The organism is Burkholderia sp. SIMBA_051 (genome assembly GCF_046534915.1).
GTDB classification, from domain to species: domain Bacteria; phylum Pseudomonadota; class Gammaproteobacteria; order Burkholderiales; family Burkholderiaceae; genus Burkholderia; species Burkholderia ambifaria.
The window spans coordinates 117,358-139,204 of the sequence record NZ_JAWRXS010000005.1; the positions used below are offsets into that span (position 1 = coordinate 117,358).

The window sequence follows — 21,847 nt, forward strand, 5'->3', positions numbered from 1 at the left end:
GCGCGCGACACCGGGCCGGCGGCTGATCGCCCCGGCGCCGGCTGCCGTCATTCGTCCCGGTGCAGGTCGCCGAGCGTGTCCGCGAGCCAGTCGACGAAGATCCGCACCCGCGGCGCCAGATGCCGGCTGTTCGGGAACACGACCGACACCGGCAGCGGCTCGGCATGCCATTCCGGCAGCACCTCGACCAGCGAGCCATCCTCGAGCAGCGGCGCGAGCCCCTCGCGCGGCGCCTGGATCAGCCCGAGGCCCGCGAGACAGCACGCGAGATACGCCTGCGAGCTGTTCACCGCGACGACGCTGCGCATCTTCACGGTCTGCAGCGCACCCGTATCCATGTCCGCATATTCCCAGTCCAGCTCGCGGCCCGTGCGGCTCGAGAAATAGCCGACCGCGACGTGGTCGGGCAGATCGTCCGGCGAGCGCGGCGTGCCGTGCCGCGCGAGATACGCGGGCGACGCGCAGTTGATCTGCGAGAGCTCGCCGATGCGCCGTGCGACCAGCGACGTGTCCGACAGCACGCCGACCCGCACCGCGCAGTCGATGCCGTCGGCGACGAGATCCACGAAGCGGTCGGTCGTGCTGAGCACCACGCGCAGGTCGGGATAGCGTGCGTGGAAATCCTGCAGCGCCGGAATCACCTTGTTCAGCGCGAAGCGCTCGGGCAGGTCGACGCGGATCGCGCCGCGCGGCGCCGCGCCGGCGTCGTCGAACAGCGTCTCGGCATCGTCGAGATCGGCCAGCAGCCGTGTACAGCGCTCGTAGTACGTGGTGCCCTCGGCGGTCAGCGCGACGCGCCGGGTGGTCCGTTGCAGCAGCCGCACGCGCAGATGCTTCTCCAGATACTGAACGGCATTGCTGACCGTCGGGCGAGGCAATTGCAACTGTTCGGCCGCTTTCGTGAAGCTGCCGAGGTGGGCGACACGCGCAAAGATGCGCATTGCATGCAGATGGTCCATGCGGGCTGGGTACGGAGGGGGAATAGCCTCCATTGTTAATCAGCGTCGAATGATTTGGTTGCGGGTTTCGCGTTTATCGCGCGCCGCAATGCGCCGAGAATCCGGTTCATTCACTCACCACCGCAAGGAAACGGACATGGACAAGCGTCAACTGGGCCGCACGGGCCCGCGGGTTTCGGCGATCGCACTCGGCTGCATGGGGATGTCGGATTTCTACGGGCCGGCCGATCGCGACGAAAGCATCGCGACGCTGCACGCGGCGCTCGACAGCGGGATCACGTTGCTCGATACCGGCGACTTCTACAGGATGGGCGACAACGAGATGCTGATCCGCGATGCGCTGCGCGGCCGGACGCGCGACCAGGTGCTGATCAGCGTGAAGTTCGGCGCGCTGCGCGATCCGGCCGGTGCGTTCGCCGGCTACGACGCACGGCCGGAGGCGATCCGGAACTTCGTCGCGTATTCGCTGAAGCGGCTCGGCACCGACCATATCGATATCTACCGGCCGGCGCGCGTCGATCCGGCGGTGCCGATCGAGGAGACGGTCGGCGCGATCGCCGATCTCGTGAAGGCCGGCTATGTGCGCCACATCGGCCTGTCGGAGCTCGGCGCCGACACGATCCGCCGCGCGGCGGCCGTCGCGCCGATCGCCGACCTGCAGATCGAGTACTCATTGCTGTCGCGCGGGATCGAGGCGGACATCCTGTCCGTATGCCGCGAACTCGGGATCGGCGTGACGGCGTACGGCGTGTTGTCGCGCGGGCTGCTCGGCGGCGGCTGGAGCGCGGCACGGCAGGGCGAGCGCGATTTCCGCGCGGCCAGCCCGCGCTTCCAGGGCGAGAACCTCGCGCACAACCTCGCGCTGGTCGACGCACTGCGCGCGATCGCGAACGAGAAGGGCAGCAATCCGGCGCAGGTCGCGATCGCATGGGTGCTGTCGCGCGGCGACGACATCGTGCCGCTGGTCGGCGCGCGCAAGCGCACCCAGCTTCAGGACGCAGTGCGCGCCACTGAGTTGCAACTAACGGTCGATGATCTCGCCCGCATCGAAGCGGCGGTTCCCGCCGGGGCGGCTGCCGGAGAGCGTTATCCGGCCTCGCAGATGGCGCACCTCGACAGCGAGCAGGGACGGGGGCCGGCACACGGCGCGTGAACGCCCGGGCGGCGCGCGTGGCGGGGCCCCGGGCGAACGGGCCCGGATGGACGGGCCCGAGCCAGCCTCAGGCAAAACCAGATGGCGGGCGGCGGGGTGGTGGTTCACCATCGGCGCCGTATTCGACCGGACGGAACGCCTGCCATGCAAATTCATACGCTGACGATCATCGTGCTGGTCTTTCTGCTGGCCGGCGCGGTCAAGGGCATGATCGGCCTCGGGCTGCCGACGATCGCGATGGGGCTGCTGACGCTCGCGATGCCGCCATCGGACGCCGCGAGCCTGCTGCTCGTGCCGTCGTTCATCACCAATGTGTGGCAGTTGTGGCTCGGCCCGTCGTTCGGGCCGTTGCTGCGACGTCTGTGGCCGCTGCTCGCCGGGCTGACGATCGGCACGCTGACGGGCGGGCTGCCCGCGCTCGCGGCCGGCAGCACGTGGACGCACGCGGCGCTCGGCATCGTGCTGGTCGCATACGGCTGCTGGGGGCTTGCCGCCGCGCGGCTGCCTGCGCCGGGGCGTCACGAGAAGTGGCTGTCGGCCGCGGTCGGCTACCTGACGGGCGTCGTGACGGCCGCGACCGGCGTGTTCGTCGTGCCGGCCGTGCCGTACCTGCAGGCGCTGCGCCTGTCGAAGGACGACCTGATCCAGGCGCTCGGGCTGTCGTTTACCGCGTCGACGATCGCGCTCGGCCTGCAGTTGCGCGTGACGGGCGCGCTGCAGACCGTCGATCTCGGCGTATCGGCGCTGGGGCTCGTGCCGGCGCTCGCGGGGATGGTCGGTGGGCAATACGCGCGGCGCGTGATGAGCGAGCGGGCGTTCAAGCGCTGCTTCTTCGTCGGGATGATCGCGCTCGGTGCTTACATGGCCGTGACCGGATTGCGATGAGGATCGGCCCGGCCCGGATCGGATGGGGCAGGCCCGGATCGGGACGGCCCGCATCGTCACAGCTGCGCTTCGATCGCGGCCTTGTCGATCACGGACCAGACCTGCCGGATCCTGCCGTCGTGAAATTCGTAGAACACGTTCTCGGCGAACGTGACGCGCGTGCCGTCCACGGCGAGCCCCATGAAGGTCCCCTTCGGCGCACAGGCGAAGCGAAGCCGGCAGGCGACGCGCGGCGGTTCGCACACGAGCAGCCGGATTTCGAAATGGAGATCCGGAATGTCGCGGAAATCCTGCTCCAGCATCGCGCGATACCCGGCCAGGCCGAGCGGCCGGTCGTTGTGGATCACGTTGTCGGCGACGTACTGATCGAGTGCCGCCCAGTCCTGCCGGTTCAGGCAGTCGATGTATGCGCGGTAGCGCATCGCGAGGTCAGTTGCGGTCATGGCTGCGGTTTCCTCCTCGTGTTTCGCGCGGTGGTTCCGGATGGTGATGGCGCGTGTCGTTCAGCGCGGCGGTGTCTCGCCCGACAGATACGACACGAACGCCTGCGTGTATTTCGGCAGCGCATCGAACGATCGCGCGCAGAGCGTCAGCTTGCGGTGGCTCCACGTGTCGGACAGCTCGACGAGCCGCACGTCCATCGTCTGCATCGCGCGCTCGGCCGCATGGCGCGACACGATGCCGATACCCACGCCGCTTTCGATCACGCGGCAGATCGCATCGAAACTCTTCAACTGCACACGGTAGCGAATCCGCTTGCCGAGCGCACGGGCCTGGTCCGCGAGATGGACCTGCAGCGCGCTGCCGTCGGTCAGCCCGACGAAATCCGCGTCGGCGATCTCGTCGAACGCGACCTTGTCGCGCGCGGCGAGCGGATGCCCGGCCGGCACGACCGCGATCAGCCAGTCCTCGCGGAACGGCTTCTGCTCGAGCCCGCCGAGCCCGACCGAATCGGCGACGATGCCGACCTCGGCCGTCTTGTTGCGGATCGCATGGACGATCTCCTGGCTCGAGCGCTCCTCGACGCTGATCGACAATTTCGGATGATGCGGCAGATACGCGGCGAGCGCGTCCGGCAGGTATTCGCTCAGCGACGCCGTGTTGCACAGCAGCCGGATATGCCCGCGCAGCCCCTGGCCGTATTGCTGCAGCTCGCCCCGCATGTGGTCGATTTGCTGCAGCACCGTGCGCGCGTGGTGCTCGAGCGCGCGGCCGGCGTCGGTCACCTGCGTGCCCGACTTGGCCCGGTGCAGCAGCGGCACGCCGAGCTCGTCCTCCATCCCGCGGATGCGCTCGCTCGCGGCCTGCAGCGTGATGTGGGTGCGCTCGGCGCCGCCTGTGATCGTGCCGGCCTCGCAGATGTTCAGGAAGAGCCGCAGGTCGGTCAGGTCGAAGCGCATGATGGGAGCAGGGGGCGCGTAACGATTGGAATGGCCGATACGTTAGCAGGAACCGCCGCGCCGGTCTCAGGCTGGGCTTGAGGCGCCATTCGCCGCTTCCGCATTTTCGGGGCGGGATCGAAGCCGGATGATGGCCGCATATCACCGGAGGAGACTGTCATGCGGATCGATTCGTCGTGGGGCGTGTCGTTCAAGATCGCTTTGCACGTGCTGTTCCTGTGCATCGGTGTCGCGTGGGCGTGCGCGGAGCTGGTCGACTGGCTGCGCTGAGGGGACGGGCGGCGCGGGCCGGCTCATCTGTCCGCCGGGGCCACGCGCGCATCGAAAGCCGTTCGAAATAATGGCGTGATGCGAAATTTTTGCCGCATCGTGCGCCCAAAGCCGTCAAGTTTTTCCGAATTCGACCGTATTACCGGTAACAAGCGTCTGCCGACGCCCGGCGCGTGATCGTTTGTCATCATTGTTTGCATCCGGTTACACGTCGGCCGTTCCGTTTTTGAGATGCTTGAAAGATTGTCAAACCGGAGTCGATCGTCCATGAAACTGCACGAGATTTGCCGCAAGTCGGCGTGGCTGTCCGGCCTGGCCGCGGTGCTCGTGATGGCCGGTTGTGCCAGCGCGCCGCCCGTCCCGCCGAGCGACACGCTGGCGGGCGCGCCATCGGGCCAGCCTGCCGTCGCGCGCGCGCCCACGCCCGCGACGACGCCGCCTGCGCCAATTCTCGTCGCACAGAAGTACGTGGTGAAACGCGGCGACTCGCTGTCGAGCATCGCGTCCGCGAACGATTGCAGCGTCGCCGACCTGCGCACCTGGAACACGCTCGACGGTCGCGGCAAGCTGCGCATGGGGCAGGTGCTCCGCATCGTCCGGCCGCAACCGTTGCAGGCGCCGGCGGCGAACGCCGGCACGCAGGTCGCCGCGAACAGTTCGACCAGCGCGGGCCCGGCGAGCGCGTCGACGGCGAGCGACCGGCAGGTCGTGAAGGAAACCAAGCGGCATGCGGGCGGGGTGGCGCTCAGATGGCCCGCGCAGGGCAAGATCGTCGACGCGTTCCGGCCGGGGCAGAACCGCGGCATCCAGATCGCCGGCCGCCCGGGCGACCCGGTGCGCGCGGCGGCCGACGGCCGCGTGATGTATGCGGGCACCGGCCTGAACGATTACGGCAGCCTGATCATCGTCCAGCACAACGCGGATTTCCTGACCGCCTATGCGCACAATCGCAAGCTGCTCGTGAAGACCGGCGACATCGTGCGCCAGGGCGACGAGATCGCCGAGATGGGCGACCTCGACAACTCGCGTGTTGCGTTGCTGTTCGAGGTGCGGCGCGACGGCAAGCCCGTCAATCCGATGCCGTACCTGCCTTCGTCGCAAGGCTGAAGCGGGCCGCGCCGCTGGAACGCGGCCGCGCTCGCTGTTACGCTAGGGCCTCATGCGAGTCCCGCGTCCGCGGGGCCGACGGGCGTCTTTGGGGATGCGCGGCACATGCCGTCGCGAGCCGGCCGTCGGCGTGAACGCGTGCGTATCGATGATGCGTACGTTGCTCCGTGCCACCGTTTCCGACAGAACACCACTCATCCATGGAATATTCTCCGACACGCCGCTCGCTGTTGCTCGCCGCCGTCGCCGCGCCGTTCGTCGCCGCGTGCTCGTCGGCGCCCGTCGCCGACCAGGTGCACGCCCATGCCGCCCAGGCCGAACTCGCCGCGCTCGAAAAGGCATCGAACGGCCGGCTCGGTATCGCCGTACTCGATACGTCGAACGGCACGCGCATCGCGCATCACGCGCGCGAGCGCTTCCCGGTGTGCGGCACCTATGCGGTCGTTGCGGCCGCCGCGATCCTCGCGCGCGGTTCGCTCGACGCATCGCTGCTGCCGCGCCGCATCCTGTATCGCCGCTATGAAGTCGTGGCCGGCTCGCCGGTGACGGAAAGTCATGTCGACACGGGGATGACGATCGCGCAGCTGTGCGCGGCGATGCTGCAGTCGGGCGACAAGGGCGCCGGCAACCTGCTGATGCGCGTGCTCGGCGGCCCGCAGGCCGTCACGTCGTTCGCGCATGAAAGCGGCGACACCGTGTTCCGGCTCGACCGCTGGGAACCCGAACTGAACCTGGCCGCGCCCGGCGACGAGCGCGATACGTCGACGCCGGTCGCGATGGTCGACACGGTGCAGCAACTGCTGCTCGGCGATACGCTGCGCGAGCCGCAGCGTGCGCAGCTCACCGAATGGATGACCGGCGGCGCGCGCGGCGCGACCGGGATCGCGGCCGGCGTGCCGCCCGGCTGGCGTGTCGCGGACAAGGCCGGCACCGGCGGCTACGGCACGACGACCGACGTCGCGGTGCTGTGGCCGCCGTCGCGCGCGCCGATCGTGCTGGCCGTGTCGTTCACGCAGCCGCGTGCCGACGCGGCGGCCCGCGCGGATGTCGTCGCGTCGGCGGTGCGCATCGCGACGGGCGCGCTCACCGCAACGGCCTGAGCGTCCGACGCACCTCGCGTAAAGCCGGCGTTTGGCTTATCGTGTCGATCAGCGCGCGCCGGAGCCGGCGCGCGGCCTTGCCGCGCCGTGCTTCGGCGCGGATGTTTCGTCTACCTGCCTCGTCATGCGCCGACTTCCGCCCCTGCACGCGCTGCAGATCTTCTCGACCGTGGCCCGCCACCGCAGCTTCACGCGCGCGGCCGAGCAGCTGTGTCTCACGCAAGGCGCGGTCAGCCGGCAGATCCAGACGCTCGAGGCGCATTACGGTTTTCCGTTGTTCAAGCGGCACGCGAAGGGCCTCACGCTGACGGCGGAGGGCGAGCAATTGCTGCCGGTGGTCGACGAGAGCTTTTCGCGGATCGAGGACATCTCGATGAAGCTCACGCGGCAGCGCACCGATCTCGCGCTGAAGGTGCCGACCTGCGTGATGCGCTGGATGCTGCCGCGGATCATGCGCTTCCAGGGCGAGCATCCCGATCTCCATGTGCAGATCACGACCGCGTGGCAGCACGTCGTCGATTTCTCGACCGAGCCGTTCGATGCGGCGGTCGTCTACGGCACGTCGCCGGGCGCCGGCGTGTGCGCGCTGCCGCTGTTCGACGAGCGGTTGACGCCGGTGTGCGCGCCCGAGTTGCGGCAGGCCGCACCGCTCGATGCGGTCGGCGATCTCGCGCGCCATACGCTGCTGCATCCGACGCGCGACCATCGCGACTGGCGCGCGTGGCTCGATTACGCCGGCGAGCGCGCGGTCGATGCGGAGCGCGGGCCGACCTTCGATACGCTCGACCTCGCGACCAACGCGGCGACGCAGGGCTTCGGCGTCGCGATCGGCGACGTGACGCTCGTCGACGACGACGTCAGCGCGCGCCGGCTCGAACGGCCGTTCGACATCGTGCTCGAGACCGGCGCCCGCTACTTTTTCGTCTATCCGGAGAACCTCGCCAGCCAGCAGAAGATCCGCGCGTTCAGCGACTGGATCGCCTGCAATCGCGACTGATATGACGCTCCGGCAGCACGTCTCACTGGTAGGTCACGACCGCGATCATTCGCGCAGGCGCGTTGCCCGGACGGCCAGGTAAAACGATTGCGCGCGAGGCCTGCGTAAAGTTCGTGGTCTTGATCGTGCGCAGGCTGGCCGCGTCGACGAACGCGATTTGGCCCGCGGCCGGGCGCGGGCACTCGGGGCGCACGTGCGCATGCACGGCGTCGGCCGTGTCGAGTTCGAACGAGCACGGCGGTTCGATGATCATGCCGGTGAAGTGGATGATGCCGCCCGTGCCGGCGGCAAATGATGAGGACGAGGCCAGAAGCGAGACAGCCAGGGCAACCGAGGCGGCAAACGGGCGATGCTTCATGACGGGCTCCAGAGGGCAAGCGCGTCGCAGCCGGGCCGCTCGAATGGCAGTCCGTCAACGCTGCGATGCTGTATGCGTAAACGGCAAATCCATCGGACCTCTTGAATGAAATATCGGAAATAACGGACATAGGCAAACGACGCCGTATTCCTCCAATCAATTTATCTCAAATTTGTGGGGGCGCAAGGCAGGGTATTGCCGGGGGGGCGTAGGCTGGCGGGAAGAGCGTCGATGGAGGGGGAGGCCGCCGCTCGATCGTTGAGGACTCAACGAGCCGCCGATCCGGTGATTCGCGATGCCAAACGAAAACGGCCGCTCATGACGAGCGGCCGTATCGCATCGCAGCGAAATGTGGCGATCAGCCGGCGCGCTTGCGCACCGCGCCGACGACCACGAGCAGCACGATCGCGCCGATGATCGACGCGATCCAGCCTGCGCCCTGACCCGGCGCATACCAGCCGGCGGCGCGGCCGATGTAGCCTGCGGCGAGCGAGCCGACGACGCCGAGCACGACGGTCATCAGGATGCCCATCTTGTCGTCGCCGGGCTTGAGCGCGCGGGCGAGGAGGCCGACGATGAGCCCGACTACCAGGGTTTCGATGAATTGCAGCATGAACGCCTCCCTAATGCTGTTGAGTTGTTGACGAAAGGAGATGGACTCGCCTGGCGCACCGGGGTTCCCCGTGGAGTCGAACCGGTGCGGGCGTGCCGAGTATCGCATGCCGCCCGCGTCGTGCGGATGTCAGGGCCGCCACAGCGGCCCATCGTTCATTGGTAGTCGAGCAGAACCTGCGCGGCCGCATGAACCGAACCGCCGCCGACCTTCGCGCCTGTCTGCAGGTAGGACGCACGCAGCCGGATCGTCGGCGATCCGCCGGTGGCCGGGTTGTAGCTGGTCACCGTATGCGACTTCCCCAGCGTCAGCGGCTGGCCGGTCGTGGCGTCGGCGACCTGGATGCCGATGCCGCTGGCCGTCGCATCCGGGCGCAACTGCATCCCGCCCTGCGTGCCGGCGACCACGTCGTCCAGCGGAGCAACTTGATAGCCGATCCGGTTGTAACCGGCCGGGCAGTTGTTCAACTGCACCTGGAAATCCGTCGCGCCGGCGGTCGAACCGATGCCGTTGAACACGTTGTGCTGCACGGACGGCAGCGTGACGGTCTGGTCGGCAATCGAGCACGTTCCGTTGATGAAGCTGACCTTCGCGGCGAGGTAGACCGGGGACGAGGCGCCGAAGATGCCGGACTTGTAATTGATCGTGAAATAGGCGCCGAGCATGCCGGAATTGAGCGACCCGTCCTGTGGCAGCCGGCTGTCGCGAAACAGCATGACTTCGAGCGTGTTGCGCAGTGTCGTCTTCGTCGACGAGACGGCGACGTTACCGTCGACGATCATGCGCGTCGACAGGCCGGACACGTTGGTTTCCAGATCGGGACCGTCGGATACCCACACGCCGCCTTTGGCGTACATCGAGACGCTCGTGATCTGGCAGGTGCTCGCGCCGCACACGTCCTGCGGCGTGAAGTAATGACGCGCGACGACCGTGCCCGGCGTGGCGTTGCCGGGGCTCGAAACGGTGGCCTGCCCGAATGCATAGAGGGAGGCGGCGCTCGCGTCGGCCGCGAATGTGATGCATGCGAGCAGAGCCGCCGCGGCAACCGCGCTCATGCGGGCGCAGCGTCGGGCCGTGCCGCTGCGTGCATCGCGCGTGTGCGCGATGCGTGCCGGGCTCGTCACTCGGATCGATACGAACGATGGACGGAAATTGAACATGAGGGTTCCTTATTGAATGCCGGCGGCCGTGGCGTCGGGCTCGCAGATGCTCTTGACGATCTGAATGCCGGACGATGGCCGGCGATGTTGCGCGACAGGCAGCTCGTATGCGATTCGACAGATCGAGCGATGGTCGTCGGCGCCCCATTGGACCGTCAGGGAACCGCTGTCGGCGAGCCCGCGCGCGAAGATCCTGCTCGCCTGGCCGACGACGCCGACTTCCTTGCCGGTCTCGTCGTGCACGGCGGCGCCGAACGGCAACGGCGTACCGTCGGCCTGGCGCGCCTGAACGAGGGCCGCGCGGCCGGTGTCGGTCGCGAACCGGATGAGCGGCACCGCGCCGGCGCGCGGCGCGATCTGCCGGCTGGTTTCCTTCAGTTCGACATCCATCGGGATGCCCTTCGGATCGAGTGCGACCGTATTGAGGCTGTATGGCGTCAGGTACGGCACGACCGCGTAGCCGTTGCCGTCGACCTTGACGCCCGCCGCGTTCGTGACGCGCGCGCCGGCCGCGCCGGGTGCCTCGACGATCGCGAACGTCTCGGATACCGGCTGCGAGAACGTGATGCCGCCGCGGTGGGCGACCAGCGCGCCGCGCACGGCGAGCGAGCCCTGCTGGAAGTCCGTGCTCGCGCCCGCGCTGGCGTTGACTTCCGCGACGCGCGTGCGGTACGTGACGTTGGCGCTGCCGTCCGTGCCCGAGTTCGGACCGGACGCGTGGTTCGCGCTGACGCTGTACGACAGTGCGTGGTCCTCGCCGAGCGATCCGGACAGCGTCGATTGCAACCGCGTGCGGCCCAGCGTGTCGCGCGACACGTTGCCCGACACGGTCATCGGGCGCTCACGGCCGAACGGGATCGTGACGCTGGCGTAATAGAGCGTGCCCATGTCGCCACCGGCATTGCGCTGCCGCGTGGCCGTCAGGCTGTAGGAAATATTGCGGAACTGGTTCGTGTAACCCACCGAGTAATTGACGTCCGAGCCGGGGCGGTTCCAGTAGTTGACGGCCGATGCCGTCGTATTGATGCGGCCGCCGGTCGTGCCCAGGCGCTGCGTGAGCGCCAGCGACGCGCGATTGCGCTGGCGCCAGACCGACTGCGCCGAGCGGCCGTCGCGCGCGGCATCGCGCGCCTGCATCGCGTCGTTGAGGCCGAAATAGCCGTCGGTCGAATAGCGATACGCGGCGAGTGCGATATCGGTGCCGGTCGCATCGACCGACTTCGCATAGCTGACGCGCACGCTCGAACCGCTGTAGCGCTTCGCGCCCGGGATCGAGGTCAGCGCATGCGTGACGTCCGCGCCGAACGCGCCGAACGACGTGTTGAACGCGCCGCCCAGCATCGCCGACGCGTAACCACCCGCGAGCGTGACGCCGCCGTAGGCCGTCAGCAGGTTGGTCAGGCCGCGCTGGTAGGTCGCCTGCGTGAACAGCGGCTGGCTCGATCCGTGGGGATTGCGCAGCGTGCCCGCGACGAAGCTGTAGCGGCCGATGCCCGGCCGCAGCGACATCGGCACGGCGGCGTAGGGTACCGAGAACGAGTGCACGGAGCCGTCGGCTTCGGCAACCGATACTTGCAGGTCGCCGCCGTACCCGGTCGGATAGAGGTCGTCGATTTCGAAATTGCCGGGCGCGACCGTCGTCTCGTAGATCGTCACGTCGTTCTGGCGAATCGTCACCTTCGCGTTGCTGTTCGCAATGCCGCGCACCACGGGCGCATAGCCGCGCAGCGAGTCGGGCAGCATCCGGTCATCGGTCGACAGCCGCACGCCGCGGAACTGCGTCGAGTCGAACAGTTCGCCCGACGTGTAGCTTTCGCCGACGACGAGCTGCGACGACAGCGACGGCAAGTCGCGCTGGAGATAGGTCGCGATGTCCTGATACCGGCTCTCGCCGCGTGACGACCATGAATACGAGCCTTCGTGGCGAAAGCGCCAGTTGCCGAGGTTCACGCCGCCGTTCAGGCCGAGATAGCCTTGCGTCTGCGTGGTGTGGCCGCTGGCCTTCGACGTGTAGAGATTGAAGTTGTAGCCGAGCAGGCCGACGGTTTCGCCGGAGGTCCATTGATCGGGGCTCACGTAGCCGCGCGCCTTGCGTACGAGCGACGCCTGCGGGATCGACAGCCGCAGGGTCTGTCGCGGGAAGTCGAATGCCGCGCTGGCGCCCGGCACGACCTGGTCGAGTTGCAGGCAGGCGCCGTCGCCGTCCAGTCGCGCGAGCACTTCCGGCGCGAGCTTGCCGAAATCGACGCCAACGCGCTCGAGCTGCGTGCGGTCGAAGCACGGCCGCGCGTCGCCCGAATCGGGCGCGGCCACGAAGCGCACGTCGTAGCGGCCGATCCAGTCGGGACCGACATGGATGTCGGTGGTGTACACGCCGGGCGCCGTCACGTTGCGCTGGGCGAAGCGCGACACGTCGACATGCTCGCCCAGGCGGCTCTGCAGGAACGCGCCGTCGAACTCGACTTGCGCGAGCGTGCTTTCGGCGGCGGCCTGCGTCGTCGCGCGGCCATGGGCGGACCACGCGGCGACGCAGGCCGCCACCAGCAGATGGATCGGCTTGACGTGCGGCATGTCGGCCGCGCCGCGGCGAGGCAGTCGGGTCGGGGTCATGCGCAATACTCCACAAAGGTTCGGGGCGAGCGGGCGCGTTTCGTCGGCCCAGGCGCGACGGTGCCGCACCGCGCGGCGGCGAATGGCGAATCAGAGGTTTTCGTGGCGGTCGGTCGGAACGGCCGAAGCGACGGCGCACGAAACGGCGAGAACGCTCGGCGCGCGCCGTTGCCAGGCGCTGCCGGCCTCGGTCGCGTTACGGTTCGACGCTGACCGGACGTTCGATGTCGGTTGCACGGCCCCAGTCGTTGATGCTGCCGAACTCGACGGTTGCACCCGCGGCGGGCGCGCCGGCGAGATCCTTGATCGGGAAACGCTGCGTGCTTTGGGGCAGCACGTAGCCCATGCCGGCGTCGTGCTTGCGGCCGCCGGACTTCAGTTGCACGTTGCCGAAATTGACGACATACGGTGTCGGATTGCTGGCCTCGAGTGCATAGCCGCCGTCGCCGCGAACCACGCGCCAGTCGACTTGCATGGGGGCGTCGTCCGCGTTGCCGGCCAACCCGGCGGGGCGATACATGAGCTTGATGCGTGAGCGGAACGCCAACTGGATGCGGTTGCGGTTCTCGGTCGAGGCGGCCTTCGGCGGCACTTCGAGCACGTTCAGCCAGAACAGCGATTCCCGATCGGCAGGCAGCGGTTCGCCGGTATGCACGAGACGCAGCGTCTGCCCGTTGCCGGCTTCCATCCGGAACATCGACGGCGTGAGCGTGAACGGCACGTCGATGTTCTCCGGCAACGCGCGGCTGTCGCCGTCGTCGAGCCATGCCTGCACCAGTGCCGGACGCTTGCTGTCGTTCGTGAGCTGGATCGTGACTTCGCGCTCCGTGGACGGGAAGATCACGCGTGTGCCGGCGATCACGACGCTCGCGTCGGCCTGCGACGCGAACGCTGTGACCGCGAGGGTCAACGTACGGAAGAGCTTCAACAGTTTCATGGGCGTGAGAATCGGATCGTTGGGGGCAGGGAGCGGGCGGAAACAGCGGGTTCCGCGTCGCGCGGCGTGACGGGCGGAGATCGCCGGAGCGGCGATCTCCACGCGCGGCCCTTACTGATAGATGAGCGAGTACTCGACACGCGACGTGACGTCGCCGGCCTTCACGGCGCCTGCGGCGTAGTACTCGGCGAAGTAGTTCACCTTCGCCTTGCCGTCGGCATCGATCGCGACCATCTCGGTGTTCGCGCCGGTTTGCGCGCCGACCGGGATGTGGTTCTGCTGCGAATCCAGCACGTTGATCTGGACGCCTTCGGCGGCCTTGGCGCCCGAGTCGATCGTCAGTCGACCGGTTGCCTGATCGACGTTCGTGCCGTTCTCGAACACGACGCCGACCTTCACCGGGTTGTCGTCGCCGACCGTGCAGCCGGTCAGCGCCAGCGAGAACGCGCTGCGACCGGCGACGGAGCCGACATCGGCGAGCGCGGTGGTGCTGACCGGCGGCAGCGGGACGGTGAGATCCGATCCGCCGTCAACGCTGCACGTCGACGCGATGATGTTGCCGCGGAAGGTGACGGTGCCGTCCGCCGCGTGGGCGGCCGACGAAAAGGCCGCGCCGGCGGCGATGAGCAGGAACGGGAGGGCGCTGCGCTTGATGATTCGCATAGTTAAATCTCCAAATAAACTTCGGTTTTTGAAGGCGCCGATTGAATTTAAATCTCAGAATGGCGCGTTTCGGATCAAATTATGCGATCTATGTAAGGCGTTTGTAATTTGACAGGTACTAATAGATGTCGATTTGATCTAGTACTCGTACTAATTTGTTTTTTGCCGGAGTTGGCAGGCGGAGGGGGGACGGCAGGAAGGGCTCGCGTGGGCGAGCATGCGATACCGGAAAGCGGTCGCGGGGCCGATTTCGGCGGGGCGCTATTCGAAGCGAAGCGGGATTGGAATAACCGGCCGACGGAGCATGAGGGCGGCCCGCATAGCGTGCCGCGCCTGGGTCATGCGATGCGACGCGCGCGGCTGCGCGCGCCGCGTCGCACTATCCTCGAGCAGTCGAGCAGTCGAGCAGTCGGGCGGTCGAGCAGTCGAGCGATCGAGCGCCGCTCGTCAGGCAGCCGGCGCGTCGATCGCCGGATCCAGGCGGCGATAGCCTTCGGTCGCGCGCAGCAGCGTGCGCGTGTAGTCGCGTGCGACCTGGCCGACGCGCACGTCCTCGATCCGCAGCTGTTCGACGATCTCGCCGTGCTGCATCACCGCGACGCGCTGGCACAGGAAGCCGATCACAGCGAGGTTGTGGCTCACGAGGATCATCGTCAGGTTGCGTTCGCGATGCAGGCGGCGCAGCAGGTTCAAAATTTCGGCCTGCACCGACACGTCGAGCGCGGAGGTCGGCTCGTCGAGCAGCAGCACGCGCGGCTCGACGATCAGTGCGCGCGCGATCGCGACGCGCTGGCGCTGCCCGCCCGACAACTGATGCGGATAGCGGAAGCGGAATGCCGGGCCGAGCCCGACCTCCGACAGCGCGCGAGCGATACGCGCATCGGCGTCGCCGATCCCGTGAATCGACAGCGGCTCGCGCAGCGTCTGGTCGACCGTGAAGCGCGGATGCAGCGACGCGTACGGATCCTGGAACACCATCTGCACCTGGCGGCGGAATGCGCGCTCGGGCGTGCCGCCGACCGGCCGGCCGTCGATCGACAGGCTGCCGCCCGCGAGCGGCACGAGGCCGGTCAGCGCGCGCAGCAGCGTCGACTTGCCGGAGCCCGATTCGCCGACGAGCCCGAACACCTCGCCGTCGCGTACCGCGAAGCTCGCATCGCGCACGGCGTCGACATGACCCGTGCGGGTCGGAAAACGGATCGACGCGTGGTCGACATCGATCATCGTGCGGCCTCCCGGGATTGATTCGAAGATGGCGCGGACGAAGCCGCGTTCAGCCACGCCGGATCGCGACGCAGCACCGGCAGTTCGTCGGGCGGGTTCGCGAGCGGCGGATTCGCCGCGAGCAGCCCGCGCGTGTACGGATGCGTCGCATCGCGCAGGTCGCGCGCGGCACAGGTTTCGACGACGCGGCCCGCATACATCACCGCGACGCGATCGCAGAACGACATCACGAGCGGCAGGTCGTGGCTGATGAACATCAGACCCGTGCCGTGCCGCGCGATCATCGCGTCGAGCACCGCGAGCACCTGCATCGACACCGCGACGTCGAGCGCGGAGGTCGGTTCGTCGGCGATCAGCAGGCGCGGGCCGGTCGACACCATCATTGCGATCATCACGCGCTGGCCCATGCCGCCCGACAGCTCGTGCGGATACGCATCGGCCACGCGCGCCGGATCGCGAATCTGCACGGCCGCGAGCGCATCGACGATCCGCTCGCGCAGCGCGCGGCCGCGCAACTTCGGCTCGTGCCGCCGGAACGCCTCGCCCATCTGCTTCGCGACGGTCATCACCGGGTTCAGCGAATACTTCGGATCCTGCAGGATCATCCCCATCTGGCTGCCGCACAGGCGCCGGCGCTCGCCGGCCGACATCGCGAGCAGGTCGTGGCCCGCGAAGCGCATCGTGCGGGCCGACCAGCGCGCGGCGTCGGGCAGCAGGCCGAGCAGCGCGCGGCCCGTCAGCGATTTGCCGGAGCCCGACTCGCCGACGATGCCGAGCCGTTCGCCCGGCGCGAGCGTCAGCGACAGGTCGCGTACCGCATCGGACACGACGCCGTCGTGCCCGCGAAACCCGATCTTCAGGCCGTCGATCTCGCAGAGCGGCGCGGCGGCGTCGGTGGAATTCAGTGGCATGTCACGCTCCATGACGCGGATCGAAGACGTCGCGCAGTCCGTCGCCGAGCAGGTTGAACGCGAGGCTGACGAGCAGGATCGCCGCGCCGGGCAGCGTCGCGACCCACCACGCGTCGAGCAGCACGTTGCGGCCCGACGCGACCATGAAACCCCATTCGGGGCTCGGCGGCTGCGCGCCGAGGCCGAGGAAGCCGAGGCCCGCGACGGTCAGGATGATGCCGGCCATGTCGAGCGTCGCGCGCACGATCACCGACGACATGCACAGCGGCACGATGTAGCGCAGCAGGATCCGCGGGCCCGATGCGCCTTGCAGCCGCGCCGCATGGATGTAGTCGGCCTGCGCGATGCGGATCGTTTCGGCGCGCGCGAGCCGCGCATACGCGGGCCACGCGGTGATGGAGATCGCGACGACCGCGTTGATCACGCCCGGCCCGAGCGCGGCCGCGAACGCGAGCGCGAGCACGATCTTCGGGAACGCGAGCGCGATGTCGGTGATGCGCATCAGCACGCTGTCGGTGAAGCCGCCGCAATAGCCGGCCGTCGTGCCGATCATCAGGCCGATCGGCACGACGATCACGACCACGAGCAGCGCGATGCCGAGCGTGAGGCGCGAGCCGCCGATCAGCCGCGAGAGTATGTCGCGGCCGAGCTGGTCGGTGCCGAGCCAGTGCGATGCCGAGCCGGGCGGCAGCAGGCGGTCGGACAGCACCTGGCGCAGCGGATCGTGCGGCATGATCAGCGGGCCGACGATCGCGACGACGATCAGCACGACCAGGATCGCGAGTCCGAACAGGTTGAGCGGATTGCCCGCGAAGCGGCGCCAGCGGCGGTACGCGAGGCCGAACGCGGCCTGCGAGCGCGACGCGGGCGCATCGGAGAGAAGCCACGCGCGCAGCGTGAGACGCTCGGCATTCATGATCGGACGACCTTCGGCATGGACGGGGAAAGAAGCAGGGTGGATGCGGTCATGTCGAAGCGGCCCTCAGCGCGCACGCGGATCGAACACGCGATACAGCGCGTCGGTCAGCAGGTTGACGGTGATGAACATCACGCCGATCACGAGCGTCGCGCCGAGCACCGCGTTCATGTCGGCGTTCAGCAGCGCGCCCGTCAGGTACGAGCCGAGCCCCGGCCACGCGAACACGATCTCGGTCAGCACCGAGCCTTCGAGCAGGTTGCTGTACGTGAGCGCGATCACGGTGAGCAGCGGCACCGCGATGTTGCCGAACGCATGCCGCCAGATCACGCGGCGCTCGGACAGGCCCTTCGCGCGCGCGGTGACGATGTATTCCTGGCTCAGCTGGTCGAGCATGAACGAGCGCGTCATCCGGCTCAGGTACGCGACCGAGTAGTAGCCGAGGATCGCGGCCGGCAGCGCGATGTGCGACACCGCGTTTCGGAACACGTCCCACTCGCCCGCGATCGCCGAGTCGATCAGCAGGCTGCCGGTGCGCGGGTCGACCATGCCGTCGTACACGGGATCGAGCCGGCCGGGGCCGCCGACCCAGTGCAGCCGCGCATAGAACAGCAGCAGCCCCATCAGCCCGAGCCAGAACACCGGCACCGAATTGCCGATCAGGCCGACGAAGCGCGCGATGTGGTCGATCGGCCGGTTGTGCCTCACCGCGGCCGCGACACCGAGCGGCACGCCGAGCGCGATGCCGATCAGGGTCGCGATCGTCGCGAGTTCGAGCGTGGCGGGGAAGACGCGCCTGATGTCGTCGAGCACCGGGTCCGACGTCAGCAGCGACATGCCAAGATTGCCGTGCAGCACGTCGCGCGCGTAGATCAGGAATTGCGTGACGAGCGGCTTGTCGAGACCGAGCGCGATGCGCTCGGCCGCGTACGCCTCGGCCGACGCGCGATCGCCGAGGATCGCGAGCACGGGATCGATCGGCACCTTGCGGCCGATCACGAACGTCAGCGCGAGCAGGCCGGCGAACGTGACGGCGAGCGTGAGCGCCCAGCGCAGCACGCGCAGCGCCCAGCGCACGGCCGGGCGCCGCGCGGGCAGCGTGCGCAGTGCTTCGAGGGAGGAGGCGGGAGTCGACATGCGGCGAATCTTAAGGCTTCTTCAGGTTACGGTACGACACGAGATCGTTGATCGGTCCGACTTCGAGCCCGCTCACGCCGGGCCGCGTCGCGACCTGCGCGACTTTCTCGAACATGATCACGAACGGCGAGCGCGCGAGCATCTCCTTCTGCATCGCCTGATACCGTTGCGCGCGTTGCGCGGCGGTCGGCTCGGCGAGGGCGGCGTCGGTCTCCTTCGTGAATTGCGGAATGTCCCAGCTGTTGCGCCAGGCGAGCATTTTATAGCTCGACTTGTCGGAGTTGTCGGGGTTCCATGCAAAACCCTGCGCGTTGCTGTGCGGATCGATGTAGTCGGCCGACCATTCGCCGATGTAGATGTCGTGCTGGCGTGCGCGGTATTTCGCGAGCGTCTGCTTGTTGTCGCCGGGGATCAACTGCACCTTGACGCCCGCCTGCGCGAAGTTCGCCTGCACGGCCTGCGCGATTTCCGTGTACGGATAATCGTTGCGCACGTCCATCGTCACCGAGAAGCCGTTCGACACGCCGGCCTTCGCGAGCAGGGCCTTCGCCTTCGCGACGTCGAGCTTGTACGGGTTCGCCTTCAGCGTGCCGAGGAAGCCTTCGGGCAGGAAGGTCTGATGCACCTTGTAGGTCGTCTTCACGACGTTGGCCTGGATGCCGGAATAGTCGACCAGCCACTTCAGCGCTTCCTGCACGTCGGGCTTCGCGAGCGTCGGGTTCTTCGTGTTCAGGCCGAGATACAGCAGCGTCGCCTGCGGCGATGCCGCGACCTTCGCCTTGCCGGATTTCACGACCGCCGCGAGATCGTCGGGGCTCAGGTCGCGTGCCGCGTCCACATCACCGTTTTCCAGCAGCAGGCGCTGGCTCGCCGCTTCCGGCACATGACGCAGCACGATGCGCTTCATCGCGAGCGGCAGCCGGTAGCCGTCGAAGCGCTGCAGCACGATGCTGTCGCCGGCGCTCCACTTGACCAGCTTGTAGGCGCCGGAGCCGGCCTCGTTGGTCTTCAGCCAGGCGTTGCCGAAGTCGTTGCCCTGCTGGTGCGACAGCAGCAGCTTCTTGTCGACCACCGACGCGGGCCACGAACCGAGCACGTTCAGCACGAAGGTCGGCGCGTATTTGTGGTCGGTCGTGATCGACACCGTCTGGTCGTCGAGCTTCTTCACGTTCGCCGCGACGTTCGCCTTCGTGAGGCCGATGCCCGTCAGCACGGCGGCCGGGCCCTTGTCGAGCAGCACCGCGCGCTGGATCGACCACGCGACGTCGTCGGCCGTCAGCGGGTTGCCCGAATGGAACTTGAGCCCCGGGCGCAGCTTGAACGTATAGGTCAGCCCGTCGGGGCTCACCGTCCACGACTGCGCGACATCGCCGTTGAATTTCGACGGATCCCGCAGGTCGACGCGCACGAGCCGGTCGTAGGTGTTCGCGACGTATTCCTCCGGCACCAGCTCGTAGATCTCGCCGGGATCGAGCGTCGTGAATTCGTCGAGCAGCGTGGCCATCACGAACATGTCCTTCGGCGTTTCCGCGTGCGCGGCACGAAGCGGAACGGTGGCGAGAACGGACGCGGCGGCCAGTGCCGCGACGAGCCGGGAGGTCGGGAGTTTCATGGGCGCTTCTCCGTCTGTCGTTGAAATCGTTGAGGTTGTCGAAGTTGTCCAGCGTGAACGATGAGGGGAACGTGCATCGTCGTCACATCAGCCGCCACGGGCCGCTCGCCGCGTTGTCGATCGGCGGCAACGCATGCGATCCGGGTAGTTCGTAGTGCCACCATTCGCTGTCGATATGCGCGAAGCCGGCCGCATGCATCACACCGAGCAACAGCAGCCGGTTGCGTTGCACTGGCTCGGGCAAGCCCGCGTGGAAGTGGCCCGACGCGGCCACCATCTCGTCGAAGCCGGTGCCCATGTCGAGCGGCTCGCAGTGCGCGCCGACGAGCGTCAGGTCGAGCGCGGTGCCGCGGCTGTGATTCGAGCCGCGGCCGAGATCGGCGATGAAGTTCGGATCGGGCAGGAAATCCCACAGCACCTGCTGCGCCTGCGGCGGCCGGTACGCGTCGTAGATGCGCAGCGTGAAGCCGGCCTGCGCGGCGACGTCGACCGCGCGGCGCAGCGCGGCCTCGGCCGGTTCGAGCAGCAGGCAGTGCGCGCGGCGATAGATCGGCTTGCCGGTCAGGTTGCGCTCGGTCGCGTAGACGAGATCGATCTCGACGCGATGCGTGGCGGGCGTGATTTCGACGAGGCGGGGCGGGTTCATCGGCAGTGGTGCGTTCAGGATTCGAATTGGTCGAAGGTGTGCTGCAGTTCACGGTTGCGCGCGACGCGCCGGTCGATCGCGGGACCGAGGCGATCGACCACGGCGGTGATCAGCAGGTTGAACAGGCAGGTGAGCGGCGCGAGCGAATCCCAGAACTGGCCGACGTCGGTCTTTACCTGCAGCAGATCGGCCGGCCATTCGCGCGCCCACGGGCAATAGAGATCGGTGACCAGCGCGAACGGCTGGCCGCGCTCCGCGGCCGCTTGGCAATAGCGGCGAGCACTGCGCGAATAGGCGCGCACGTCGGTGACGATGCAATACGGCCGCTCGAACTCGGAATTCAGCGAGTCGACGTACGAGCCCGATTGACCGTCCGAATAGAACACGCGCGGGCGCAAGTACTCGAGATAGCTGCTGAACGCATTGCTGATGCCGCGGGTCGACTGGATCCCGAGGATGAACACCGCGTCGGCATGCGCGATCCGGTCCGCGACCTGCGCGAACACCGGTTCCTCGGCGAGCCGGTACACGTGGCGGATCGCGTCGAGTTCGCGATCGAGCGACGACGCGAGCGCGCGGTCGCCGCTGTGGGTGGCGGCCGGCTGGGTGCCGGGGGTGCCGTTGGTGCGGCGGTATTCGTCGAGGCGGTCGGTGATCATCCACGGCCGGTCGGCGCCGCCGCGCAGCTCGCGTTTCAGGTCGTCGAGGTTGCGGTAGCCGACGCTGCGCAGGAAGCGCCCGACCGAAATCCCGCTGGTGCCGGCCTGTTGCGCGATCTGGTCGGCCGTCTCGAGCCCCAGCCGGTCGAGGTTCGCGAGCATGTAGCTCGCGATGCGCTTCGCCGTCGGCGTCAGCTCGGCAAAGCGGGATTCGACGGTACGGGCGAAGGCGCAGGTCATCGGCTGTTAGATCTTTGTCGTTTGCTGAACGAATGTCATCTATCTGACAGAGCCAAAAAAAGCGGCGCCAGATAAAAAAAGCTATGCGATCGGCGCTGGGAATAGCCTGTCCACGGACGTGATCCCGCGCCGGCCCAGCCATTTGGCGTGTGATAGGCGCTTGCAACTTCCCGGGCGACCCGACATTCGCCGCACGGCGGTTCATCGACATGCCCCGCAGCTGAACCGCAGGCCGCCGCATGCCGCGGCGATTGAAATGCGTGCGCATCGGTGTGCGTGTATCCCGTCTG

The 21,847-nt window shown here is 67.9% G+C and carries 21 protein-coding genes; 5 read left to right on the top strand and 16 right to left on the bottom strand.

Annotated features, from left to right (window positions below):
* Positions 1-47 precede the first annotated feature (47 nt).
* Positions 48-959 carry a LysR family transcriptional regulator gene (locus SB771_RS13710; protein WP_175659066.1) on the bottom strand — a complete coding sequence of 304 codons (912 nt, stop codon included), beginning with the start codon at positions 957-959 and terminating at the stop codon, positions 48-50.
* 136 nt (positions 960-1,095) lie between these two features.
* Between SB771_RS13710 and SB771_RS13715 the strand changes: the two genes are divergently transcribed.
* Both SB771_RS13715 and SB771_RS13720 read left to right on the top strand, forming a co-directional pair.
* Positions 1,096-2,112: an aldo/keto reductase gene (locus SB771_RS13715; protein ID WP_175659067.1), complete on the top strand. Its 1,017-nt coding sequence runs from the start codon at positions 1,096-1,098 to the stop codon at positions 2,110-2,112.
* Positions 2,113-2,256: 144 nt separating this feature from the next.
* Positions 2,257-2,997: a sulfite exporter TauE/SafE family protein gene (locus SB771_RS13720; RefSeq protein WP_175659068.1), complete on the top strand. Its 741-nt coding sequence runs from the start codon at positions 2,257-2,259 to the stop codon at positions 2,995-2,997.
* Positions 2,998-3,053: 56 nt separating this feature from the next.
* Here the strand turns inward: SB771_RS13720 and SB771_RS13725 are convergent, their stop codons facing one another.
* Both SB771_RS13725 and SB771_RS13730 read right to left on the bottom strand, forming a co-directional pair.
* The gene (locus tag SB771_RS13725) at positions 3,054-3,440 is read right to left on the bottom strand and encodes an ester cyclase (RefSeq protein ID WP_105831217.1); all 387 of its coding nucleotides are present in this window, start codon (positions 3,438-3,440) and stop codon (positions 3,054-3,056) included.
* Between the two features lie 60 nt (positions 3,441-3,500).
* Positions 3,501-4,397, bottom strand: coding sequence for a LysR substrate-binding domain-containing protein (locus SB771_RS13730; RefSeq protein ID WP_175659069.1), 897 nt, complete (start codon positions 4,395-4,397; stop codon positions 3,501-3,503).
* A gap of 537 nt (positions 4,398-4,934) precedes the next feature.
* Between SB771_RS13730 and SB771_RS13735 the strand changes: the two genes are divergently transcribed.
* From SB771_RS13735 to SB771_RS13745, 3 genes are all read left to right on the top strand, one after another.
* Positions 4,935-5,774 carry a peptidoglycan DD-metalloendopeptidase family protein gene (locus tag SB771_RS13735; RefSeq protein ID WP_175659070.1) on the top strand — a complete coding sequence of 280 codons (840 nt, stop codon included), beginning with the start codon at positions 4,935-4,937 and terminating at the stop codon, positions 5,772-5,774.
* 200 nt (positions 5,775-5,974) lie between these two features.
* Positions 5,975-6,874: a class A beta-lactamase gene (gene bla / locus SB771_RS13740; protein WP_175659071.1), complete on the top strand. Its 900-nt coding sequence runs from the start codon at positions 5,975-5,977 to the stop codon at positions 6,872-6,874.
* A gap of 124 nt (positions 6,875-6,998) precedes the next feature.
* Positions 6,999-7,871, top strand: a complete 873-nt coding sequence (locus SB771_RS13745; protein WP_105787920.1) for a LysR substrate-binding domain-containing protein — start codon at positions 6,999-7,001, stop codon at positions 7,869-7,871.
* Between the two features lie 22 nt (positions 7,872-7,893).
* Here SB771_RS13745 and SB771_RS13750 read toward each other — a convergent pair whose 3' ends face one another.
* From SB771_RS13750 to sapR, 13 genes are all read right to left on the bottom strand, one after another.
* Complete coding sequence (locus SB771_RS13750) at positions 7,894-8,229, bottom strand: hypothetical protein (RefSeq protein WP_105831213.1); 336 nt, start codon at positions 8,227-8,229, stop codon at positions 7,894-7,896.
* A 358-nt stretch (positions 8,230-8,587) separates the two neighbouring features.
* Entirely contained in the window at positions 8,588-8,842 is a 255-nt protein-coding gene (locus tag SB771_RS13755) for a GlsB/YeaQ/YmgE family stress response membrane protein (RefSeq protein WP_011659025.1), read from the bottom strand.
* Positions 8,843-8,997: 155 nt separating this feature from the next.
* Entirely contained in the window at positions 8,998-10,002 is a 1,005-nt protein-coding gene (locus SB771_RS13760) for a fimbrial protein (RefSeq protein WP_175659072.1), read from the bottom strand.
* A gap of 9 nt (positions 10,003-10,011) precedes the next feature.
* Positions 10,012-12,612, bottom strand: coding sequence for a fimbria/pilus outer membrane usher protein (locus tag SB771_RS13765; RefSeq protein WP_175659073.1), 2,601 nt, complete (start codon positions 12,610-12,612; stop codon positions 10,012-10,014).
* Positions 12,613-12,808: 196 nt separating this feature from the next.
* Complete coding sequence (locus SB771_RS13770; RefSeq protein WP_175659074.1) at positions 12,809-13,549, bottom strand: molecular chaperone; 741 nt, start codon at positions 13,547-13,549, stop codon at positions 12,809-12,811.
* A 111-nt stretch (positions 13,550-13,660) separates the two neighbouring features.
* Entirely contained in the window at positions 13,661-14,212 is a 552-nt protein-coding gene (locus SB771_RS13775) for a fimbrial protein (protein WP_175659075.1), read from the bottom strand.
* Positions 14,213-14,659: 447 nt separating this feature from the next.
* Positions 14,660-15,436, bottom strand: coding sequence for an ABC transporter ATP-binding protein (locus tag SB771_RS13780; RefSeq protein ID WP_175659076.1), 777 nt, complete (start codon positions 15,434-15,436; stop codon positions 14,660-14,662).
* The gene (locus tag SB771_RS13785) at positions 15,433-16,347 is read right to left on the bottom strand and encodes an ABC transporter ATP-binding protein (RefSeq protein ID WP_175659077.1); all 915 of its coding nucleotides are present in this window, start codon (positions 16,345-16,347) and stop codon (positions 15,433-15,435) included. Before SB771_RS13785 ends, SB771_RS13780 begins: the two co-directional genes overlap by 4 nt.
* Position 16,348: 1 nt before the next feature.
* On the bottom strand, positions 16,349-17,263 hold the full coding sequence (gene nikC / locus SB771_RS13790) for a nickel transporter permease (RefSeq protein ID WP_011659018.1): 915 nt from the start codon (positions 17,261-17,263) through the stop codon (positions 16,349-16,351).
* A gap of 66 nt (positions 17,264-17,329) precedes the next feature.
* Positions 17,330-18,400 (bottom strand): ABC transporter permease, encoded by a 1,071-nt coding sequence (locus tag SB771_RS13795; protein ID WP_175659078.1) that lies wholly within the window; start codon positions 18,398-18,400, stop codon positions 17,330-17,332.
* 10 nt (positions 18,401-18,410) lie between these two features.
* Positions 18,411-20,012 (bottom strand): ABC transporter substrate-binding protein, encoded by a 1,602-nt coding sequence (locus SB771_RS13800; protein WP_175659079.1) that lies wholly within the window; start codon positions 20,010-20,012, stop codon positions 18,411-18,413.
* An 82-nt stretch (positions 20,013-20,094) separates the two neighbouring features.
* Positions 20,095-20,658 (bottom strand): D-alanyl-D-alanine dipeptidase, encoded by a 564-nt coding sequence (gene ddpX / locus SB771_RS13805; RefSeq protein WP_175659080.1) that lies wholly within the window; start codon positions 20,656-20,658, stop codon positions 20,095-20,097.
* A gap of 14 nt (positions 20,659-20,672) precedes the next feature.
* Positions 20,673-21,557 carry a sap1 transcriptional regulator SapR gene (gene sapR / locus SB771_RS13810; RefSeq protein WP_175659081.1) on the bottom strand — a complete coding sequence of 295 codons (885 nt, stop codon included), beginning with the start codon at positions 21,555-21,557 and terminating at the stop codon, positions 20,673-20,675.
* Between the last annotated feature and the right edge of the window lie 290 nt (positions 21,558-21,847).